General features: G+C 64.2%; 14 protein-coding genes. 3 read left to right on the top strand and 11 right to left on the bottom strand.

The window, feature by feature from the left end; genetic code table 11:
- Positions 1 to 91: 91 nt before the first annotated feature.
- From D5261_RS16035 to D5261_RS16025, 3 genes are all read right to left on the bottom strand, one after another.
- Positions 92 to 2,164: an SPFH domain-containing protein gene (locus D5261_RS16035; RefSeq protein ID WP_119320318.1), complete on the bottom strand. Its 2,073-nt coding sequence runs from the start codon at positions 2,162 to 2,164 to the stop codon at positions 92 to 94.
- Positions 2,165 to 2,227: 63 nt separating this feature from the next.
- Positions 2,228 to 2,890, bottom strand: coding sequence for an OB-fold-containig protein (locus D5261_RS16030; RefSeq protein ID WP_119320319.1), 663 nt, complete (start codon positions 2,888 to 2,890; stop codon positions 2,228 to 2,230).
- A 168-nt stretch (positions 2,891 to 3,058) separates the two neighbouring features.
- Entirely contained in the window at positions 3,059 to 3,769 is a 711-nt protein-coding gene (locus tag D5261_RS16025) for an OB-fold-containig protein (protein WP_119320320.1), read from the bottom strand.
- A gap of 273 nt (positions 3,770 to 4,042) precedes the next feature.
- On the opposite strand from D5261_RS16025, the gene D5261_RS16020 reads away from it, so the two are divergent.
- A complete protein-coding gene (locus D5261_RS16020) occupies positions 4,043 to 7,978 on the top strand; it encodes a hypothetical protein (RefSeq protein WP_119320321.1) in 3,936 nt (1,311 codons plus the stop codon).
- A gap of 44 nt (positions 7,979 to 8,022) precedes the next feature.
- On the opposite strand, the gene D5261_RS16015 is transcribed toward D5261_RS16020, so the two are convergent.
- From D5261_RS16015 to D5261_RS15995, 5 genes are all read right to left on the bottom strand, one after another.
- Positions 8,023 to 10,359 carry a VIT and vWA domain-containing protein gene (locus D5261_RS16015; protein WP_165864022.1) on the bottom strand — a complete coding sequence of 779 codons (2,337 nt, stop codon included), beginning with the start codon at positions 10,357 to 10,359 and terminating at the stop codon, positions 8,023 to 8,025.
- Positions 10,340 to 10,729, bottom strand: coding sequence for a helix-turn-helix domain-containing protein (locus D5261_RS16010; protein WP_119320323.1), 390 nt, complete (start codon positions 10,727 to 10,729; stop codon positions 10,340 to 10,342). Before D5261_RS16010 ends, D5261_RS16015 begins: the two co-directional genes overlap by 20 nt.
- Positions 10,730 to 10,822: 93 nt before the next feature.
- On the bottom strand, positions 10,823 to 12,703 hold the full coding sequence (locus D5261_RS16005) for a PP2C family protein-serine/threonine phosphatase (protein ID WP_119320324.1): 1,881 nt from the start codon (positions 12,701 to 12,703) through the stop codon (positions 10,823 to 10,825).
- Positions 12,704 to 12,950: 247 nt separating this feature from the next.
- Positions 12,951 to 13,292, bottom strand: coding sequence for a 4Fe-4S dicluster domain-containing protein (locus tag D5261_RS16000; protein WP_119320325.1), 342 nt, complete (start codon positions 13,290 to 13,292; stop codon positions 12,951 to 12,953).
- The gene (locus D5261_RS15995) at positions 13,289 to 14,965 is read right to left on the bottom strand and encodes an FAD-dependent oxidoreductase (protein WP_119320326.1); all 1,677 of its coding nucleotides are present in this window, start codon (positions 14,963 to 14,965) and stop codon (positions 13,289 to 13,291) included. The genes D5261_RS16000 and D5261_RS15995 overlap by 4 nt, the downstream gene beginning before the upstream one ends.
- A 454-nt stretch (positions 14,966 to 15,419) precedes the next feature.
- Between D5261_RS15995 and D5261_RS15990 the strand changes: the two genes are divergently transcribed.
- Complete coding sequence (locus D5261_RS15990; RefSeq protein ID WP_119320327.1) at positions 15,420 to 16,763, top strand: DUF1800 domain-containing protein; 1,344 nt, start codon at positions 15,420 to 15,422, stop codon at positions 16,761 to 16,763.
- A 179-nt stretch (positions 16,764 to 16,942) separates the two neighbouring features.
- Complete coding sequence (locus tag D5261_RS15985) at positions 16,943 to 18,202, top strand: DUF1501 domain-containing protein (RefSeq protein ID WP_119320328.1); 1,260 nt, start codon at positions 16,943 to 16,945, stop codon at positions 18,200 to 18,202.
- Between the two features lie 167 nt (positions 18,203 to 18,369).
- Here D5261_RS15985 and D5261_RS15980 read toward each other — a convergent pair whose 3' ends face one another.
- The 3 genes from D5261_RS15980 to D5261_RS15970 form a co-directional block, all read right to left on the bottom strand.
- Positions 18,370 to 19,539: a phosphopentomutase gene (locus D5261_RS15980; protein WP_119320329.1), complete on the bottom strand. Its 1,170-nt coding sequence runs from the start codon at positions 19,537 to 19,539 to the stop codon at positions 18,370 to 18,372.
- Positions 19,540 to 19,757: 218 nt separating this feature from the next.
- Entirely contained in the window at positions 19,758 to 20,651 is an 894-nt protein-coding gene (locus tag D5261_RS15975; RefSeq protein WP_119320330.1) for a tyrosine recombinase, read from the bottom strand.
- Positions 20,620 to 22,212: an AAA family ATPase gene (locus tag D5261_RS15970; protein WP_119320780.1), complete on the bottom strand. Its 1,593-nt coding sequence runs from the start codon at positions 22,210 to 22,212 to the stop codon at positions 20,620 to 20,622. Before D5261_RS15970 ends, D5261_RS15975 begins: the two co-directional genes overlap by 32 nt.

The raw sequence follows: 22,212 nt of genomic DNA, 5'->3' as shown, positions 1-22,212 counted from the left end.
TTTTAATTCTTTTGGATCAAAGATCCAAATCTTAACCCTCTCCCAGAATTGGGAGAGGGTGGCGCGGAGCGCCGGGTGAGGGCCTCTCCTCTTACTTCGCGTCCGTCCCCGCCGAAGTAACAATCACCGCCGGCTTTTCGCTGACGGCGCCGTTAGCCGCGACGGACTTCACGACAATCGGCTCCGAGGGCTTGGGCGCGGGAGCCGCTTCAGGCGTCGCGAGCGCGTCGGCGATGGCTTTGAGCGCGGCGGGGTTGCCGGCGAGGGCCTTCGCGATGGCGTCGGCCTGGGCTTCGTTGTCGAGCGGCTGGCCGGTGAGCTTTTCGACCACGGGGCCGACGAGCTTGCCGAGGCTGCCGATCAGATTATCGACGGGGCTCGCGCCGTTGCCGTTCGGGGTGTGGCCGTTGGCGCCGTTCACTGGATTGGCGCCGCCGAGGAAGCCGTCGGCCATGGCGCGGATCCCGAAGCCCTTCGCCATGTTGTCCATCATCTTCTGCGCCGTTTCGGGCGTGCCGTACAGCGTCATGTTGCCCTTGGAGAGGAACTGGCCCAGCGCCCGGGCGAACTCCTGCTGCACCTCTTTGTCGGCCTGAATACGCAGTTTCTCGACTTCCAATCGGATACCGGCTTCGGCGAACTCCTGCCGGTTTTCCAGCTGCTTGCGCTCGACATCGACCTTCGCCTGCTCGACGCTGACGTTTTCCCGCGAAACTTCGACCGCAACCATCTGCTGGGCCTTGTCGCCGCGCGCCACCTGCTCTTTGGCCTGCGCGTCCGCCTGCGCCAATTGGAGTTTGGCGGCGGCCTGCTTGGTCGCGGCGTCCTGTTCGGCCTGCGCCACCGTCACTCGGGTGAAAGCCGCCACTTCGGCTTCGGTCTGCTGTTTGATCTTGTCGCGCTCGATTTCCTGACGCGCGGCGATCAGCTTCTTGCTGGCGTCGCGGTCGGCTTCCGCGATCTGCGTGACGGTCAGGACTTGCTGGCGCGCCTTTTCCTGCGCGGCCTGCGCCACGAGGGCGCCCTCTTCGGCGGTCGCCCGCTCGGTTTCCTTATTCGCGATCGCGATCTGCTTGATCCGCTGCGCGAGCTCCACCGCCTGATCGCGCTCGACGCCTGCGCGCTGCAGTTCCTGCTCGCGGGCAATGGTCGCCGCCTGGACCGTCTTTTCCTGACCGACACGGGCCGTCTCGACCGTCTTCTGCCGCTCGATTTCCGCCGCCTGGAGCGCCGTATCCTTCTCGATACGGGCGATCTCGACCGACCTCTCCTGCGCGATCACGGCTTCCTGCGCTTCGCGGGACTTCTCCGCCTGAATCTTCGCAATCTCCGTACGCTGTCCCGCCTCGGCCTCGGCCTGCTGGCGCTCCAGCTCCAGGATCTTCTGACGCGTCGCGACGTCCTGGATCTTACGCGCCCGCTCCGCCTCGCGCTCTAAGTTGTTGCGCTCGACCATGGCGGCCGCCGTGATTTCGGTGATCTTCTTCTTACCCTGCGCGTCAAAGACGTTGTTGTCCGACAGCTCGCCCGGATCGGTCTGGTCCAGTTCAGAGATCGTCACGCTTTCTAAAAGCAAGCCGTTCGCTTCCAAGTCCGACTTGACGTGCTCTTTGACGCGCTCGGCGAACTCGTCGCGCTTGGTATGAATCTCGAACAGCTCCATCTGCGAGGCAATGGCGCGCAGCGCCGAGACCAGCTTCTCACTGACCAATTGCTCGACGTTCTCAGCGTCCACGGAGTTGACGCCCAGTGAGCGGGCGGCGTTCAGAATATGCTCGCGATCCGCCTGCACCCGGATATAAAACTGCGCCAGAATATTCGACCGCAGGTTATCCTTGGTAATCAGCGCATTCGCGCCGCGCGGGTTAACTCCCAGCTTCATCGTCCGCAGGTTGACTTCCGTGATGCGGTGCATTACGGGAATCACCAGCGCGCCGCCGTCCAAAACAACCTTCGAACCGCCCGCGCCGGTCATGACGAAGGCTTGATCGGCCGATGTCTTGCGGTAAAGGGAGGTCACAATCGTGATTCCCAATCCTAAAAGAAACAGAACCAATCCAACGATCCCGAGTGCGGCTTGCGCCGCTAGATTGTGTGAAAATGTCGGTACAAACAGCGGCCCCGCCATCAGCAGGACTCCCACCGCCATCAATCCAAACCCCATCGTAGTCTCCTTGCCCGTAGGCGTATGTCTCCCTTGAGACCGTTTCCTCAACGTGAAAGTCACTTATCCCTGGTCAAATGGCGACGGCTCCGCATAAAAGCGTCCGGTCGCCTCATCATATGCTCCCAAAATTACTTTGCGCCCTTTGCCGATTTCCGGCTCGCCGGGGCGCACCCGGCAAGTGACATCATGCAGCACTGCATTACTGTCGTAATAAAAGGCGCGTCCTCCGTTCACACTCACCGGATAGACAACGCTCGCTTCCTGCCCCACAAGCGACTCGCGCGATACCGCCGCAGTTTGAATCTTCGGTACGATATACGCCGAAATCTTCGCCACGGCGCGCGCAATCAGCACAGCGAAAACCGCCGCGATCAACACCGCCGGCCCGATAAACGCCCCCGGCGATTCGATCTTCATCGACAGCAGACGCACTGCCCAAAACCCCGTAAATCCCCATCCCAGCAGCAGCGATCCCATCACCAATGTCAGCGGCGCATGCCCAACGCCAATCCATCCCAGCGCGCCGCCCAGACCACCGCCCTCAGACTCGCTCTCACCGTCCGCGTCAGCCTCAACATCCGCGTCCACATCGGCGTCGGTCTCCGCGTCCGCGCCGCCATCGCCAACGCTCATCACCGTGGAGAGGAGCAAAAGGACGACGGCGACGCCCGCCGGCAGTAAGAAGATCAGGTAGTACCAGTTCAGCAGGATTGTTGCGTTCATTGTGTAGATCGGCCCTCACCCGGCCCTCCGGGCCACCCTCTCCCAATTCTAGGAGAGGGTTAAGAGTTGGATCAAAGATCCAAAGAACTTAAAAACTCTGACTCCCCCTCTCCCAATTTTGGGAGAGCCGGGTACCCGCTTGCGGGTGGAGGGGGGTGAGGGCCATCTCTACGGCGCTTCCTCCACCACCAATTGCCCCTTCTTCTCATCATAATCCACCACCAGCACGCGGCTGCCGCGCGCTAGCGGCGAATGTCCCGGCGCGATGCGCGCGGTGCAGTCGTGCATTGTGCCGTGCGCGTCGTAGACATGCACGCGGCCTCGGGTTTCGTCCACGGGGAACGCCGCCGTTCCGATCTGGCCGCAGAGGTCGATGGTGTCGGTCGCAAAACTCTCGGTTTGCGGCATCAAACGCGCGCCGGCTTCCCCGGTGATCTTCGCGGTGACAAGCGCTCCCGTGCAGGCGACCGCCAGCGCGGGGAGGGCGAACAGCGCGGGGTTATGCAGCTTCTCCTCGAAATACTGTGTCCCCCAAAATCCGAACAGTCCCCATCCCAGCAGCAGGCTGCCCCAAACGAATGGCCCCGGCACGCGCCCGACCCCGAAGAAGCCCAGGACCTGCTCGCCGATCGTCGGCTGGGAGTTCACGACTTTCGCGCCGCCCTTCGCCGACGCCTTCGCGCCCTGATGCTTCGGCCCGCCGCCATGGCGCGCGCCGCTGTGCGACGCCCGAGGACCGCCGCCGCTATGATGCCGGGCGCCTCCGCCCTTGTGATGCCGGCCGCCGCCGGCCGAGGACGCCATCAGAAGGAACAGCGCCGTTCCTCCCGGGATCAAATAAATCAAGTAATACCACTGCGCTAACTCATTGCCATTCATTGGCCCGGGCCTCCTCGCCTGCCTGTCGAATAGTCTGACCCATGACTTCGTGAAAAGTTGCACGGGTGTTTTGGGAAATAATATCAATACTTTTCGGGGCTTCGGACGCTCGGCGCGTCCACCGAACTTTGACACAATCCCTCCCCATCCAGTATAATGAGCGCAGCGTCGGCAGCGACGCTAAGATTTCACGAGGCGAGGCCGTTTTTACCGGGGATCCCGGTGGCCGCCGCCCAAGTTTCACCAATTTACCAGTACGGAGAATAATTTACTATGGCCAGGATACGACGCGTCGCCGCGCCGGACGCCGCTTCGATCGACGAAACGGCTGCCGGACAGACGGCCGCAAGCCCTGATAACGACACCCAGCCCGCCGCTGAAGGCGCGGCGGAAGCGCCCGCGAAGCCGATTCGCCGGCGCGCCCCACGACGCAAAGCCGAGCCGGCCGCCGAAGCGGAAATCCCGGCTTCCGATACAACGGAGTCTCTTTTCAACGCCTCCGAAGCGCAGACGGTCGCCGACGGCGCCGCTGTCGCTCCCGTGGAGGCCGCGCCGGCGGAGGTGACGGAAGCGCCCGCGCGCGCCCCGCGCCGCCGACGCACTCCCGCCGCCAAGACCGTAGCCGCTCCCGTGGAAGTCACGGAAGCGGCGATTGTCGTGGACGCCGAAGCCGCCGAATCGGAAACGACAGCGGCCGTCGCTCCGGAGACCGACGCCATCGCGGTGATCGAAGGTCCCGAAGGGCTGGCCGGCGATGAGGCCGTGATCGCGGATGTCATCGACACGACCGGCGACGAAGCCGCGACTGAAGAGATCTATGGCGACGCCGAGGGCGAGGCGGAAGTCGTCGCCGGCGAAACGGCGTCGGAAGGCGGCGCATCGCGCCGCAACCGCCGCAACCGCTCAAGGCGGCGAGGCTCGCGCCAGGCAGCGGCGGAGACGGCGGAAGCGCCCGCCGCCGACGCCGCGCCCGCCCCCGCGACCAGCCAGCAGAAAACCCGGGCCGAAAACCGCGCCGCCGCGAAGGCGGCGGCTAAAGCGGCTGCCGAGGATCTGCCGCAGCCCGCGCGACGCAAGAACTCCCGCCGCCGCAGCCCCGGCGAGCTCGCGACCGCCCCGATCGCGGAAGAAGTGACATCGATCGCGCCGGAAACCGTCGAAGCCGCCGCCATCGTCGAAGAGCCCGAAGAGGAAGTCCTGCTCGGACCGGATGGACTGCCGCTCCCCGTACGCCGCCGCCGCAGCCGCCGCACCAAGAACCCGCTCGCCGAAACGCCGGCCGCCACGGAAGCAAAGGCCGCTCCCGCCGATGCATCGGAAACGGAAAGCGAAGAGACCGACGAAGGCGGCAAGAAGTCGCGCCGCCGACGCGGCGGACGACGCCGCCGTAATGGCGACGAGGCCGTCGAGATCACGGAATCCACCGAGCTTCTCGTCGGCGGCGAACCGCTCGCCGAGGAAGAGGCCGCCGAGCCGGAGGAAGAGGAAGTCCAGTTCCTGGCGCTCGCCGCCGCTCCGCCCACCTACATCCCGCCGCCGCTCGTTCCGCCGGTCGCCGCGCTTCCCGCCGGCGCCCCCCTGCCGCGCGTCCACACCGCGATTCATCGCTCCGCGCCGTGCAGCCCGGCCAGCATCGTGATCAACGGCGCCGAGCATGCGCCCTACTTCTTCTTCGTCAACGCCGAAACGGCGGAGGACGGCGAAGTGGTGGACGCGCAGATCCGCCACGCGGCGACTCACGGCGTGCATCTCTACTCGGCCGTGATGTACCTCCCGCTGCGCAACGCCTACGGCGAGCGCTCGTTCGGCCGCATCGATTCGCTCGTCCAGCAGATCCTGGCCGCCGATCCGCACGCGCACATCATGCCGCGCCTTCAGTTCGTGCCGACCAACTACTGGGTCCGCACCCATCCCGACCAAATGGCGCAGTACGCCGATGGCTCCGAGGGCGATGTCTCGCTGGCGTCCAGGGAATTCTGGTCGGACTGCGTCGACGCCATCGAATCGCTGATCGCCCACTTCTCCGACCCGGCCACCAAGGGCGGCGACCGCATCATCGGCTTCCATCTGGATCGGGGCGAGTGGTTCAACGATCCCGCCGCCGGCCACGACGTCTCCGAACCGAACGTCACGGTCTTCCGCGACTGGCTGCACGCGAAGTATCAGCTCCCCTACTTGCTGCGCGCCGCCTGGTACGATGGCTCCGTCACCTTCGAGACGGCGGCCATTCCGCGCTGGGACGGCCAAACCGCCGTCACCAAGAAGACGGAAACCGCGTTCTACGGCACGCGCCGCGAAACGCGCTGGGTCGATTACTGCCAGTACTCCTCCGAGATCGCCGCGCAGGCGATCACCGGCCTCGCCGCCGCGATCAAAACGCTCTCGGGCGGCCAGCTTCTCGTGGGAACATCCTACGGCTACACGCTGGAGTTCGCGCACCGAAACGACTCGGGACACCTTGCCCTGACGCAGGTGCTGGCGTCGCCGGATGTCGATATCGTCGCCGGCCCCAACTCCTACACGGGGCGCGGCGCGGGCAACGCGGCGGCCTTCGGCGCGCCGATCGACTCGGTCGCGCTGCACGGCAAGCTGTGGATCGTCGAGGACGACACCAAGACGTTCCTGGCCGAAAACGACACCGAGGATTCCTATAATCCAAAGATCAACGGCGGCGCCGATACGCGCGCCGCGCATCAGCGCCAGTTCGGCGGCGCCCTCGCCCACGGGGCCGGCGTCACCTGGATGGACCTGTGGGGTCAGGGATGGCTCAACAACGCTGAGATCTGGGAAGAACTCGGCGGCCTGGGCAAGCTCGCGCATCAGTGGGGGAAGACCCGCAAGAGCGAGACGCCCGCGCCCGATGTCGCCGCGATCATCGACGAAGCCTCGCTGGCCTACCTGAAGAACGATCCGAACGGTCTGGGCATGCACCTGATCGGCAAGACGCGCGAGCTGCTCCTGCGCTCAGGCGCCTCGGTCGGCTTCTATCTTCAGAGCGACATCACCAAGGATAACTTCCCGGACGCGACGCTGTATCTCTTCCTGAACGCCTTCCGCATTACAACGGCTGAGCGCGAAGCGATCCGCACGAACCTTCAGCGCGCCGGCAAAACCCTCGCCTGGCTCTACGCCCCCGGCGTGTACGATGAGAACGGCCCGGCGACTCTGGAAGTCGGCGATGTTGTCGGAATGTCCCTGCGCCAGCAGCCTTGGAACTCCCGCGTCGGCAGCCAGATCTCCGAGCAGCGCCACCCGATCACGGAGCGTCTGCGCAGCGGCAAGCGCATCGGCCAGGAGGATGTCCTCAACCCGTCCTTCGCCGTCAGCGATCCACAGGCTACCGTGCTCGCCGAGTATGGCGTGACCGGCGCTCCGTCACTCGCCGTGCGCGAGCATCAAAGCGGCTGGAAGTCGGTCTTCTTCGGCGATCCGCATCTGACGGTCGAGCTTCTGCGCGGCCTCTTCGCCTACGCCGGCGTGCCGCTCTACGATACGCAGGACGATGTAGTGTTCGCCTCCGATGACGGCGTGCTGAACGTCCACACGCAGTACACCGGCCAGCGGACGATCCAGCTGCCGCGCCGCGCCACGGTGTGGGACGTGATGGAGAACCGTATCTGCCTGGTGGATGGCCGCTCGTTCCGCGCCTTCATCCGCGCCCGAACGACGCGTCTGTTCCTCTGGGGATCGGCGGACGAGATCGCGGCGATCAGCGGCCTGGAGATCATCGCTCCGCAGCAGCCGCCGCGCGACCCGCAGAGCACCGCCAACGAAGAGGAGCTGCTCGGCGCCGAAGCGCCGGCGCCCGGCGCCACGCCGCAGTTCAAGCCCGAGCCCACAAAGCCCCGGGCTCAGGAAAACGCGCGGCCCAAGCAGGAGAACGCCCCGAGGCAAACTCCCCCGCCAAGCGCCGCCACCCGGTCGATCCCCGGCCTGGACGACATTGAAGCCCTGCCGGAAGGGGAAGGCGACGATGAGGACATGACCGCGCCCACGGACGAGGACGCACCCGCCGCCCCGCGGAGCCGCTGGCAGCGCCGCCGCGCCGCCGCCCGCGCCCGCCGCGAAGCCGAGCGCGCCGCCAAACCCGCCGAAGGCGCCGATGGAACTCCCGCCGCCCCGATGGACATGGCCACCGTCCTCCCCGGCCTGCCGCCCCGACGCGTCCCGACGCCAAAAGCGCCGACGCCGGAGGAAGGCGACGAGTAAATAGGATGCCCCCGGTCCCCACTGGGGCCGGGGGGCATCTTGAATTACCCGTCCGCCAACCGCTCCAACTCCTCCCATGTCACCGCGCCGTCCGGGGCAGCCGCGAGCTTCCCGCCATCCCCGCGCAGCGCGTCAATCACCCAAGCGACAATTTGACTGCGATCGCCCGGCAGTCCCGTCAGCGCCTCCAGGAAGGCCGCCATTCGTTTGACATGCGCCCGGAACACGCCCTGTGTCGGCGTGTGGCCCGCCGCGTGGAACTGGATCAGCGCGGCGATTGTCTTGAGCGCTCGGTCGTCCGGTGTACTTCCAGGCACGCCGCCGTCCGTCTCCAGGGACGATGCGAGGGCGAGCAGCCGATCTTCATCGCCGTACATGGACGCGGAATCCGCTTCCATGACCAATTCCTTGATGGGAGCCGACTTCGAAGCCGGTGGCGCGGTGATTCCTTCCACGAAGTCCATCGCCTTGCGCATGAGCGAGGGACGAGACGTCTTGGGCAGAGTCGATCGGGTCATCTTCGCGTTGGTCTCTCCACTCAGATCGGCCAAACGCCGACGCACAATTCCTGGGGCCGCCGGCGCGGACATCATGACAGGTCCTCCCGCCATCACGGGGGCGCCGAAGTAGCTATCGAACTCGGTGTCGTCGGGCATCCCGACAGGGATGACACGCGTCGCCGGCAGCGCGCCGGCCTGGTCGCCTTCTTGCTTGATGACGGCCACCAGCGAGCAGGCGCGGCTCGCCAGGCCGTACTCTTCGCTCAAAGCAACAAGCTGATCGGTCAGAGATTTTTCGGCGCCGGGCGTCATTCGGCTTTCCAGATCGGTGATGCGGCGCGAACCTTCAAGCAGCCGGACGGCGTCGGCAACCGCCGGGTCGGGCGCCGGAATATCGAACGCGATGCGCCCGCCGGGCCACGAGGCGACGACTTCGCCGGGAGCGTCCCGCTCGCCAAAGGCGACCCAGGGAACGCCGGCATGCACCGTCACTGGGGGCAGAACGGCGAAATCGGCGCCGGTCAGCTCCACGCCGGCGGCGACCGGCGGGGCAATCGACGCAAAGAGATCGACGGCGGCGATATCCACACGCTCCTTGGGCGTCACAAATCGGCTCACGCCGCCCGTGGCCTCCGCCAGCAGCGCGAGAAATCGATCCTGACTGGCCGAGCCGATGCCGAGGCAGAAGATTCGGACGTTCTGCTTACGCGCCTGCGCCAGGATCTCCTCGGTTCCCATCACCTGCCCATCGGTCACCACCAGGACAAAGCCGCCTTCGCCCACGATCTTCGCGCCCGCCGCGAAGCCCGCCGCCAGCTCCGTGCCGCCGCGCGCATGGACATGGCTAAGAAATTTCGCCGCTTTCGCGCGCTCCGAAGCCGTAGGCGCGACCAGGCGATCGTTGGATGTCTCGACACGATCGTCGAAGGCGACCAGCGCGAACTTATCCTCGGGCGCCAGGGCGGCGAGGCAGGCTTCGACGGCGCGCTTGGCCTGTGTCATGGGGACGCCCTGCATCGAGCCGGAGCGATCCACCACAAAGGCGATCTTGCGCGGGCCATTTTCGCTCTTGCCGAACAGGCTGGACGGGACGGCGAGCGCGAACCGTTTCTCGCCGGACAGCACCTGCGCGCCCGCCTGCTCCAGGCGCACATCCAGCACGAGGTCGCGGTTCGGCAGGTCGCCGGCGGGACTGAGCGAAACGCGCCAGGCGCCGTTCTCCTTCCGCATCCGGACGGCGTGCGATGGTGAGGAGATTTCCGCCACTTCCCCGCCAAGCCTCAGCCCCAGATCGAAGCCGACATCGTGCAGCCCCGCGGCGCTCCGCTGGAAGGTCGGCAGGATCACATCACCAAACTCCGAAGACGGGAGTTCGATTTCGCCGCCCTCCCCCGTATCGATCATCCGAGCCTGCGCATGGTAGCCCGGCGCGATGGTGAACGGAAAGCGAAAGCGCAGGCCCTCATCAGTCAGCTCGACGCCGGCCATGATCTCCAGAGTCACGCGGACATCCTGCCCTTTGCGCAGGTTGCCGAGCGAGAGATTGACCACGCCGTCACGATAGCTGCGCGCCAGCGTCGCCAGATGGCCGGCCTCCAATCCCTCTTCGTATTCGCGAACGGCCTCCTCCACGCGGCGCAGCTCGGAATGGGCCTCGAAGCCGTCGCCCACCACTTCAAATTTGCGCAGCGCGGCGTCGCGCGGCAGCATGAAGCTGTAGATGACTTCTAAATTCTGATCCTCGTCGTGGCGGAAATCGTGCCGCACGAAGAGGCGGGCGCCGACGGGCAGTATCTGCCCCGTAAGCCACAGCCTCTGCATGGCGAGCGTGACCGGCTCGTCGCGATCCGCGTATCGTAACTCAAATCCCGTGCTCTGCATCGTTCCTGTCCTCCTGTTTGAGCGCATTCGCCGCTTCCGAGATCACCCGATGGATATGTTTTAAGCGCCATGGCGCAAGATCGGCCCGAACTTCCATCACCACGCCGTCCGCGATGGGATACCGCCACCACGCCTCCGGCGCGGGAGCGCCGCCGCCCGCGCCCTGCGCCAGCTCCGCCAGCATCCGTCCTTCGCTCTGGAGCTGCTGAATTTCGCGCAGCCGCTCCCGATGCCGAGCATCATACGTCGCCGCGCGCCCCGCCCCGCGCGGCCCGTCCATCAAGCCGCGGCTGATGTAGTAACGGATCGTACGCGGCGTCAGCCCCGTCTCCGCCGCGAGTTCCGACAGCGTCCATTCGGTGTTCTCCATGCGCCTATTATACGCGAGAAATACGACAGTGTCAAGTAGTGTCGATATATTTCCGAAGGCGTGACGACGCCTTTGTCGCTGTTCAGGGGAAATTTATTGTGTGGGCGTCGCGCCGTGGTAGCGAGCGAGGAGGAGGCAGACGTCGTCCTGGAACTTGCCGCCGGCGAAGGCGCGGGCGCCGTCGACGATGGCGCCGCCGATCAGCGACAGCTTTTCCAACGGCAGCGCTTCGGTCGCGAGCGCGACCATACCTTCGTATTCGAGGAAATCGCGGCCATTGCGCGCTTCCGTGACTCCGTCCGTCGCCATGAGGAGGACGTCGCCTGGACGCAGTTGCCCACCGGTGGCCGAGAAGCTTTCCTTGAGGCGAATCCCGAGGGGGACGCCGTTGGTTTCGACCTGCTCGGTGGTTCCGTCCGCGCGGATAATGAGCGGAGGCTCGGTCCCGGCGACGCTGAAGCTGGCCGCGCCGGTCGCAGTGTCCAGCACGACCAGGGAAAGCACGACGAGCATATCCATGTCGTCGGGACGCTCCAGTCGATGGGACTCGCAGAGGTAGTTATTCAGTCGGTCCAAAGCGATGGCCGGCTGCGGATATTCCCGCAGAAACGCGCGCAGGGCGTATTTGATCTCGGCCGTATGCGCCGCCGCGCGCAGGCCCTTCCCGATGACATCGCCGACGACCAGGGCGATTTCGCCCCTGCCCAGCGCAAAGACATCGTAGAAGTCGCCGCCGACCAGCGCTTCCGCAGACGCCGGCTCATAGAACGTTTTGACGTCGATCCCTTCAAACGCGTTCTCGGGAACGGACATCAGAAGCGACTGCTGGAGCGTGGCCGCGATTCGATGTTCGCGCATATGCACGGCGTCGGCGGCCTCTTCCAGGCGCTTTCGGTCGGTGGCGTCACGCAGGATCTTCGCATAACCACGCAGCGATCCGTCCTCGTCCCAGAGCGATTCCATCACACCGTCCGCCCAAAATCGCGAGCCGTTTTTGCGCAGGTGCCAGCGCTCATCGTTGGCTTTCCCGGCCTCCAGCGCCTTCGCTATCTCGCGCTCGGGAACGCCGACGGCCCGATCTTCCTCCGTGAAAATCTCCGCGATCGACTGGCCTAAAACTTCCTCGTCATTGTATCCCAAGATACGCTCAGCGCCCGCGTTCCAGCTCGCGATCCGGCCTTCGACATCCAGCATGATCATCGCGTAATCTTTGGCGCCTTCGACGAGCAGCCGCAGCTTCTCCTCGCTCTCACGGATCGCCCGGTCCGCCCGAGTCCGCTCCGCGACAAGCACCTCCTGCATCGCATGATGATCGCGTTCCGAAGACACGCGAGTCCGGTAGTCGCGAAAGAACTCCGCCAGCGCGGGCTCCTGCGCCAGCATCGGTCCCAAATTCTCCTTAGCGCGCAGATCGGCTTCATACAGGACTTCGGGGTGCATGGACATCCAGAGATGGCACGTCTTGATATACGCCAGATAGGCCGTCAAATGGTTGTAATTGTCCGCTCCCAGGACGCGCAGCATCTCCGATTGGCAGCGCTGCGCCCGGCCGGCCTCCAGGAACACCGCCGTCGCGCAGGAGAACAGGCTTTCCTCCATCGGGGAGCCCGCATCCGGGAATCCGCCATCCAGCGCCGGCCATTGCGCCAGCCGCTCCAGCTCGGAATCGAAATCGGAGTCCACAGGCGCGGGAGACTCAAGCAGCGCCAGCACCTCGCCCGGCGACATGCCCAGTGGCCGCAGTGTGGACGAATGGCAAACCATGCAATAGGGAACAGCACAGAAACGCGACAGATAAGCGTTTAGTTTTTCCTTAAAAAGCGCGGGAAAGGGGTTCTCAAGATACGCTGAGACGGTCTGCGACCAGAGGTTTTCCAGTACGGCGGGAGACGGCAAGGCGGGTTCGAAAAAGGGAGGAAAGAAACCAAATCGATCGACGATCTCCGACTGAATTTGTGCGCTGGTTCTGCTCAATGGTGTCCTGCTTGCCCCATCGCGCCCAGAACGCAAGTCACAAAGACTCGCCAGCCGGCCGATATCGTCTTTATTTTACCATGTTATTGAGATAAGGAGGGCCCTCACCCCCCAGCCCCCTCTCCCAATTCTGGGAGAGGGGGAGTCAGAGTTTTTGTTTTGAGGATCTTTGATCCTCATCTTATTCCTAACCCTCGCCCAGACCTTTGGGAGAGGGTGCCCCGAAGGGCCGGGTGAGGATCCCAATTTATCCTCTCCGCCTCGGACTGATGCTCTCCAGCAGAGGCGTGGAGTCGGTCTTCGCGATGGGCGTGCGGCCGGGGCCCCAGCCGATGGTGGCCCGCCAGCCGCCAAGCGCTCCGGATTCTTCGAGATCGTCCTCGCTGACCGGGACAGACCGGTCGGCGAAGGGCGCGACGTAAAGCGCGTCGACGGGGCAGTAGGCTTCGCAGATGAAGCAGGTCTGGCAGTCGCTTTGCCGGGCGATCACCGGCGCGGCGCCCTCGACTTCGTCGAAGACATGCGTGGGGCAGACTTTCACGCAGAGATTGCATTCGATACAGCGTGAAACGCTTACTAACTCGATCATGCGGCCACCGCCTTTCGCCAGGAGATCGGATGCGGTTCGGGGTGCGCGGACGCCGGCGCGAGACCTTCCGGGCGCACGCGGATCGTTTCGACGCCGGCCGTGGTCAGGCGGCGCTGCTGGCGGGGATCGGTGTCAGGATACTCCGCAAACGTATGCATCCCCCGCGTCTCCGTTCGGGCGAGCGCGGCGGTGTGCGACCAGCGCGCCGTCTGAACCATCGCCGCCGCCTCGCGCGAACGCAGCAGTTCATCGGCGCTCGTTCCCGGGGCGCCGTTCACCGCCGGCCACAGCGCATTGAGCCGGCGGAGCGATTGTTCGAGGACCGGGACACTCCGGAAATAGTTGATTTCCAAGGGGAAAACCTCGCTTTGCACGGCTTTGATCACGGCCGCCGTTTCAATGCTCGCCGATCCCGTCGAGGCGCTCTGGACACCGGCGCGTCCGGCCGCCTGAAGCGTGCGCTCGTGAGGCTTACGCCCCAGCGACAGCGCATACTGCGCGGCCGCTTCGCCGGACCAGCCGCCCGAAGACAGCGCCCAGGCGGCGTTAAAGGCGCCTCCTCCCGAGCTTGCGCCCGTGACCAGCTGGCGCGAGGCGGCGTCGCCGGCCGCGTAAAGGCCGGGGATCGTCGTCGAGCAGTCGTCGCCGGTAATGCGAATCCCGCCGACGCCGCGCACGGTGCCTTCATAGCGCAAAGTCACCGGGAAGCGCTGCGTGAATGGATCGAAGCCCGCCCGGTCCAGCGGCAGGAAGAAGATCGCGTGGGCGCCGCGCAGGATCCGGCGCTTCTCCGGCGTGTCGGCCTTGTCCAGCACGGCGTAGACCGGCCCGTCCAGCAGGGCGCGCGCTAAGGCGTCGGGATCACCCCGTCGGTCCACCACCGTTCCATCTTCGCGGCTGAATGTCCCCCAGCCCAGCGTCCGCCCGCGCGTCACCGTTCCGCCGCCGGCGCTCGGCGCATAATGACGCGCAAACTCCATTCCGGACAGCTCCGCGCCAAGCTCGGCGGCCATCAACAGTCCCTCGCCCGTCAGCACATTGCAGCCCAGACCGCCGGCGAGAAACGCGCATCCGCCGGTCGCGATCACGACCGCACTGGCCCGGATCTCCCATGGGAGCCCTTCCAGCCTCGACACGCCGCGCGCGCCGCCGACTCCGTGCGAGTCTACCAGCAGCTCCAGCGCCGGCGATTGATCCAGAATGCGCACGCCCGCCTTTTTGACGACGTTACGCATCAGCTTCATATACTCCGGCCCCTGCAAGTGACTGCGCTGGGAGTTCCCATACTCATCTTTGGGAAACGGATATCCCCACTGTTCGACCAACTTTAGCTGCTCGTAGACATTGTCCAGAATCCGATGGATCCAGCGCGCCTCGGACAGATACCCGCCCTGCGCCATGCGCGACGCAACGGCTTCATCACGCAGCTTCTGATCCGGCTCGACATAAAGCACGTTATTGCCGCCCGGCGCCGTCGCCCCGCTGCTTCCCAGATATCCCTTGTCCACCAGCGTCACGCGCGCCCCGCGGCTCGCCGCTCCGTACGCCGCCCAGGCGCCCGCCGGCCCGCCGCCCAGCACCAGCACATCGGTATCGAACTTGATCGGATCGTCTGCCCGGATCGGCTCCGACGACGGACTGCGCTGTCCATTCACTCGCCCCACTTCACTCATCTTCTCACGCCTTTCTCAGTTCTTATAACAATCAAAAAAGCCGCCGCGTATACGCGGCGGCCTCCAGTTTGCTAGTCGGCTGCACATTTCACTATTTTATCACTAGCCTTACTAGTGAATTTAACAAATTATAGACGTGACGGAGCGCGATTGTCAAGTCTCTCTCCCAGGGCGCAGGTTCAGTCCAAGGCGCAGTTCACAAGGCAAGAGGAACGCGAATGTAAAATCCACGCCTGGGAAGCCTTCGGCTAATTGTCCGTCCGGCACGGACAGTTAGCGTTTCGCTTCCCAGACGTGGATTTTACATCCGCGTTTCTTCGCGAGCTTACGCCTGCAATCATTAGTTATTGCCTGTTTGCGACTTATGCCTTATAATGGAACAATCAAGCGTTTTCGGACGCTGTAGAACATATTACCGAACAGACACGTCAATTAAGACCGGAGGTTGCTGGTCATGGCCTTATCACAGATCGAATCGGCCAAGCTGGGACATTTGCTGCGGCGCGCGGGCTTTGGGGCGCGGCCGGAGGAATGGGACGCCTACGCGCGTTTGGGCGTCGCGGGGACGACGGACGCGCTGCTGCATCCCGAGCGCGCTCCGGATCATCTTGGCTCCGTGCTCAAGGATATCGACGGCGACTTCGTCGATTTCCACAACATGGACAGCGTGAAGATGTGGTGGCTGTACCGTATCGCGCACACGCAGCGGCCGCTGGAAGAGAAGATGACGCTCTTCTGGCACAACCACTTCGCGACGGCGAATTACAAAGTCGATAACCCCGCTTGGATGTGGGGCCAGAACGAGACGTTCCGGGCCAATGCCCTGGGTAATTTCCGGACAATGCTCAAGGCCGTCTCGCGCGACCCCGCGATGCTGGTCTGGCTTGACGGCGCCGATAACCGCAAGGGCCGACCGAACGAGAACTACGGGCGCGAGCTGCTGGAGCTGTTCACGATGGGCGTCCATGGCGGATACACGGAGCAGGACGTGAAGGAAGCCGCGCGCGCCTTCACCGGCTGGCGCTTCGACCGCGACTCGTCCACATTCTCCTTCGACGCCGGCCAGCACGACGATGGCCCGAAAACATTCCTGGGCCAGACAGGCAACTTCAACGGCGACGACATTATCGATATTGTCGCGCGCCATCCCTCCACGGCCCACTTTCTCTGCACGAAACTTTTTAAGTTTTTCATCAGCGATACGCCCACTCCGGCGGACACTGCGCCGTTCGAGCGCGTCTACTTCAACTCCGGTTACGATGTGCGCGCCGTGGTCGGCGCGATGCTGACATCCGGCGCCTTCTACGCCCCGGCGGCGATGTACTCCAAGATCAAGAGCCCGGTCGAGATGGTGATGACGACCGTCCGCACGCTCGATGTCCCCATGAGCGCCCTGAACTACCTGCCCGGCACGCTGCGCTCAATGGGGCAAGACCTCTTCAATCCGCCCAATGTGAAGGGCTGGACCGAGGGTCAATCCTGGATGAACACCATGACCCTGATGGAGCGCGTGAACTTCATCAATCAAGTCGTGCGCGAGATGGGCAATCGCGGCGAGTTTTCGGACAAGCTGCACGGCGCCATCGCCCGCGCCGGCATGCCCGTCAACACTCCCGAAGCCGCCGTAAACGCCCTTTGGACAACATTCATGCCCGGCCGCCAGCCCTCCGTCCAAACCCGCGCCGCCCTGACCGCCTACGCATCCAACGGCTGGAAACCCGGCGAGGCGCGCTTCGAGAACAAATCATCGGGACTGGTGCGGCTGATTTTGAGCGCGCCGGAGTATCAGTTGGCGTAGGAGAGAACGGCCCTCACCCGGCCCTCCGGGCCACCCTCTCCCAATTCTAGGAGAGGGTTAAGAGTTGGATCAAAGATCCAAAAGATCTTAAGACTTAAACTCTGACTCCCCCTCTCCCAAAATTGGGAGAGGGGGCCGGGGGGTGAGGGCCTCCACAGCAACCGCAGGAGAACAGCACGATGGCGACGACGCGACGCGAATTTATCCATAACGGCCTGGCCTTTGTATCGCTGGGTCTCGCGATGCCGCATTTTTTGATGCAGGCGGCCGCCGCCGACCCCATGGGCGCGGCGATCCCGGGCGTTCCCGCGATCCCGGCCGGCAAGATCCTGGTGGTGATCGAGATGTCCGGCGGCAACGACGGGCTGAACACCGTCATCCCCTACACCGATCCGAACTATGCGAAGCTGCGTCCGAATATTGGGATCAAGGCAAGCGATGTGGTGAAGATCGACGGCAACCTGGGGCTGCACCCGCGCCTCAAAGCGTTCGGAAATCTCTATGAGAAGGGACATCTGGCGGTCGTCAACAGCGTCGGCTACCCCAATCCCAACCGCAGCCACTTCCAGTCCATGGACATCTGGCAGCTTGGCAATCCCGATCTCGACATCAAAGACCGCGTCGGCTGGCTCGCGCGCTACTTTGACGACGACGGCCACTTGAAGTCTAACCCGCTGTCCGGCGTCACCCTCGGTTCTTCCCTGCCGCTGACGCTGTTCTCCGAGCACGCGCCGGTCTCGGCGGTCGGCAATGGCCGCGATTACGGTTTCCGCGTGGACGCCGGCGACCGCGACGCCCAGCTTTCCGCGCTCAAGGCGCTCTACGCCGAAGGTACGGTCGCGGGCGGCAACGCCGAGTTCATCCGCAATGTCGGCAGCGAAGCGTACTCCAGCTCCCTCCAATTGCAGCAGGCGCTCGATCACTACGATACGAAAGCCGGCGACGCCGCCAAGTACCCACGCTACAACGGCTTCGCCGAGGGCCTGCAAACGATCGCCAAACTGATCTCGGGCGGGCTGGGCACACGCGTTTACTATCACAGCATCGGCGGCTTCGATACGCACGCCAATCAGCCCTACCAGCACGGCCAGCTTCTCGGCCAGCTCGCCGACGGTTTGAGCGCCTTCTTCGACGACCTCGCCCTGCAAGGCCGCGCGAACGACGTGATCGTGATGACCTTCTCCGAATTCGGCCGCCGCGCCAAGGAAAACGGCTCCGCCGGCACGGACCACGGCGCCGGCAGCGTCATGTTCCTCGCCGGCGCGGGCGTCAAAGGCGGCCTCTACGGCGAAGCGCCGAACCTGGGCGACCTCGACGACGGCGATGTCCGCTTCCACACCGACTTCCGCAGCGTCTACGCCACGCTTCTGGACAACTGGCTGGGATGCAAATCCAGCGCAGTGCTGTCGGGCGCGTTCCCGCATCTGGCGTTTGTGTAGGCGGAAGAGGCCCTCACCCGGCCCTCCGGGCCACCCTCTCCCAATTCTAGGAGAGGGTTAGGAGTAAGATTTGGATCAAAGATCCAAATAAAGAATTCCTCAGCCTCCCCCTCTCCCAATTTTGGGAGAGGGGGCCGGGGGGTGAGGGCCTCTCCCCCTCTCACAAGCTACAGAGCAAAAGCCCCACTCCCCACCCCATCCCACGTCACCCCCAGCCACTCCGCCACCGTGTGCGCCACATCGCCCAGCGTCGCGCGCGTCCCCAGGTCCATTCCTCCTCTCACATTCGCTCCGAAGATCAATAGCGGAACATACTCGCGCGAGTGGTCCGTGGAGGGCGTGGTCGGGTCGTTGCCGTGATCGGCGGTCAGGAGGCATAAGTCGCCGGGTTTGAGCGCGCTCCATATTCCGATGAGGGCGGCGTCGAACTCGGCGAGGGCGCGGGCGAAGCCAGCGGGGTCGTTCCGATGGCCGTAGAGCATGTCGAAGTCTTCACAGTTGGCGAAGACGAACGGCTCCTCGCCCTCTTGGATGGCGCGCAGGATCGCCTTCAGGTGGGCGGGATTGGATTGGGTTCGCTCACGGCGGGCGAAGAGGCTGGCGGGAAATAAGTCAGCGACGACGCCAATGGCGTGCGCCGCGACGCCTTGCGTTTGCAGAGCGCGCAATAGATTATGATCCGGCGGGGCGAGCGGGTAATCCCGGCGGCGCTCGGTGCGCGTCCAGCCGCGCTGCGCGTCGCCGACAAACGGCCGGGCGATGACGCGCTGGACGCCGTGCGGACCGGTCAGCATTCGCCGCGCGGTCAGGCACATCTCGTAAAGCGCGTCGATCGGAATCACTTCTTCATGCGCAGCGATCTGAAAGACGCTGTCGGCAGAGGTGTAGACGATCGGATATCCCGTGCGAACATGCTCCGCGCCCAAACGCGTCAAGATTTCCGTGCCGGACGCGGCGACATTGCCTATCGTACGCCGTCCGATCGCCGCCTCAAACGCCGCGATGACATCGGGAGGAAAGCCCAGAGGATAGGTGGGCGCGGGCGTCTTGGTCACCACGCCCATCATCTCCCAATGGCCCGTCACGCTGTCCTTGCCCTTCGACAGAACAGCCGCCTTCCCCCACGCGCCGCGCGCCGTTTCCAGAGGAGCAACGCCCGCAATCGTCGCGATATTGCCCAGGCCCAGCGCCTCCAGCGTCGGCAACGTGAGCTTGCCCATGGCTTCGGCGACATGGGGCAGCGTGGCGCTCTGGGGATCGTCCGCCCCATACCGCGCGGCGTCCGGCATCGCGCCGACTCCGCAGCCGTCGAGGACGATGAGGATGACTCGGTTCATGAATTCCTGTCTCCTTGGAAAAGCGTTAGACCCTATTCCCCCAACGCATTCGTGTTTTCGACAAGAGGCGGAAGGCCCTCATCCCCCAGCCCCTTCTCCCAATTTTGGGAGAAGGGGAGTCAGAGTTTTTGAGTTTTTTGGATCTTTGATCCAACTCTTAACCCTCTCCTAGAATTGGGAGAGGGTGGCCCGGAGGGCCGGGTGAGGGCCGTCCTCTCCTACGCCCGCGGGTGCGCCTTGTCGTACACTTGCCTCAAGCGCGCGACATCGACTTTCGTATATCGCTGGGTCGTCTCGACGCTCGCGTGGCCCATCATCTCCTGAATGGCGCGGACATCGGCGCCGCCGGCGAGGAGGTGCGTGGCGAAGGAGTGGCGCAGCATGTGGGGCGTGACCGGCTGCAAAATTCCGGCGGCGCGGCCGTGTTCTTGAATGCGCGTGTAGAAATGTTCGCGCGTCATGCATGTTCCCTGGTCGGTGACGAAGAGAAACGGCGACGGCGCTTTCGAGCCCATCAGTTTGGGACGCGCGTCTTTGAGATAGGATTCGATGCGGAGGCGCGCCTGGGGCGTCAATGGGATTTGGCGCTCTTTGTTGCCCTTGCCCAGGGGGCGGACGAGTTCGGCGCGCAGGTCGAGCGCGTCGGTTTTGAGGGCGACGAGTTCGGAGACGCGCAGGCCGCTGCCGTACATCAGCTCCAGCATCGCGCCGTCGCGCCGGCCTTCGGGCGTTGTTTCCTCGGGCGCGACGAGCAGGCGCTCCATTTCGCGCACGGAGAGCGTTTTGGGAAGACGCGCGGAGCGGGATTTGCCGGGATCGAGGGTGAGCGTAAAATCGTCGGCGCGGGCTTCTTCGCGCACGAGGAACTGGGCGAACATGCGCAGCGCGCTGAGGCGGCGCTTAATGGTGGCGGGGGCGACGCCGCCTTTGCGATGGATCGCGATAAAGGCGGCGGCGTCCTCGGTTTGGATAAGGCGTGGATCGGCGATACGACGCGCGGCCAGGAAGTCGATAAACTGGCGCAGGTCATTGTCGTACGCGGTCAGCGTGTGCGGAGAGAGGCCGCGCTCGCCGTTCAGGTTATTCAGAAAGGTCGTGAGCCAATGGTCCATCGCTGTTGTCCACCAGGATATCGCCGAACTCGAACGAGTCGTCGTCCATGATCTCCATGGTCCGGAGGATCTTTGCGTTATTGACGGACGAGGCGGGGCGCGCGCGGCTTTCCGACCATTCGCGCAAGATGTCGATCTTTTCCTTCATGGTCTGCGACAGCGGGATCGACTCGCGCACGACTTTGAGGATATCGTCGGTGGTCAGATCCCGGCCCAGGTCAAAGGCGTCGAAGAGGGCCGCGACGACCGATTGCTCGATCTCGGCGCCGGAGTAGCCATGCGACGCCTCGGCGAGACGGTTCAGATCGAAGTTCGCCGGATCGCGCTTGCGCTTCTTGATGTGGATCGCGAAGATCTCCACGCGCTCGCTTTCGCCCGGAAGATCGATAAAGAAGATCTCATCGAATCGCCCCTTGCGCAGCAGTTCGGGAGGCAGCGCCGAGACATCGTTGGCGGTGGCGACGACGAAACACGGGGCGGTCTTGTCGGCGAGCCAGGTCAGGAAGGTGCTGAAGACGCGGGCGGTCGTGCCGCCGTCGCTGATGCCCGAGGACTGTGTCCCGGAGAAGCCTTTTTCCATCTCATCGATCCACACGACGTTCGGCGCGGTGCTTTCGGCGATACGAATGGCCTTGCGGATATTCTCTTCGCTTTGCCCCACGATGCCGCCGAAGATCTTGCCCACATCCAGGCGCAGCAGCGGCAGATTCCAGAGGGAGGCGATCGCGCGGGCGGAGAGCGATTTTCCGCCGCCCTGCACGCCCAGCATCAAAATGCCCTTGGGAGCGGGCAGACCGAAATCGCGGGCCTTTTCACTGAACGCGACGGTTCGCTTGCCCATCCAATCCTTGAGCAGATCCAGGCCGCCGACATCCGCGAAGGCGTCCGTCGCCGGATAGTACTCCAGAATGGCGGACTTACGGATGATCTGCTCCTTTTCGGAAAGGATCACATGGACATCGAACTTGTGCTTCTCCACCAGAGACTTCGCGAAGACATTCTCCGCCTCGTTCCCTGTCAGGCCCAGGGCCGCCTGAAGCACTTGCTCGCGCTCGTCCTCCGCCATCTCCGTGGTGATCTGCGGGTTCGACTTGACCGACTGGATGATCCCTTCCAGAAGCTCGTCCAGGTCCTTGAGAGTCGGCAGCGCGTAATCGACGACGGTGATCTCTTTTTCCAGCTCCGGCGGCAGGCGCAGCACGGGAGAAACCATCACGATCGTCTTGTACGACGTCTTGAGGGCATAGGTCAGATCGCGCAGACGCCGCACCAACGCCGTGTCGTTCAAAAACGGGTGCAGATCCTTGAAGACATAAACAGCCTGATCGCGCGACTCCATGACATGGTCCAGCGCGGCCAGCGGATCGCGCGTGGCGTCGTCACGGTTCGAGGAGTTCTGCACGATCCCCTGCGTCACCGTCCATTGAAGCATTTTCTTATTGCGGGACTGACAGATCGCGCGCAGCGCGTCCTCGACGCGCTTTTCCTCCCACGACACCACATAGATGATCGGGTAACGAGCGCGGATCAGCGTCTCCAATTCCGTATCCACAGCCGACAT

Source organism: Capsulimonas corticalis, from assembly GCF_003574315.2.
GTDB classification, from domain to species: domain Bacteria; phylum Armatimonadota; class Armatimonadia; order Armatimonadales; family Capsulimonadaceae; genus Capsulimonas; species Capsulimonas corticalis.
This window is presented reverse-complemented; position numbering and strand designations above follow the sequence as displayed.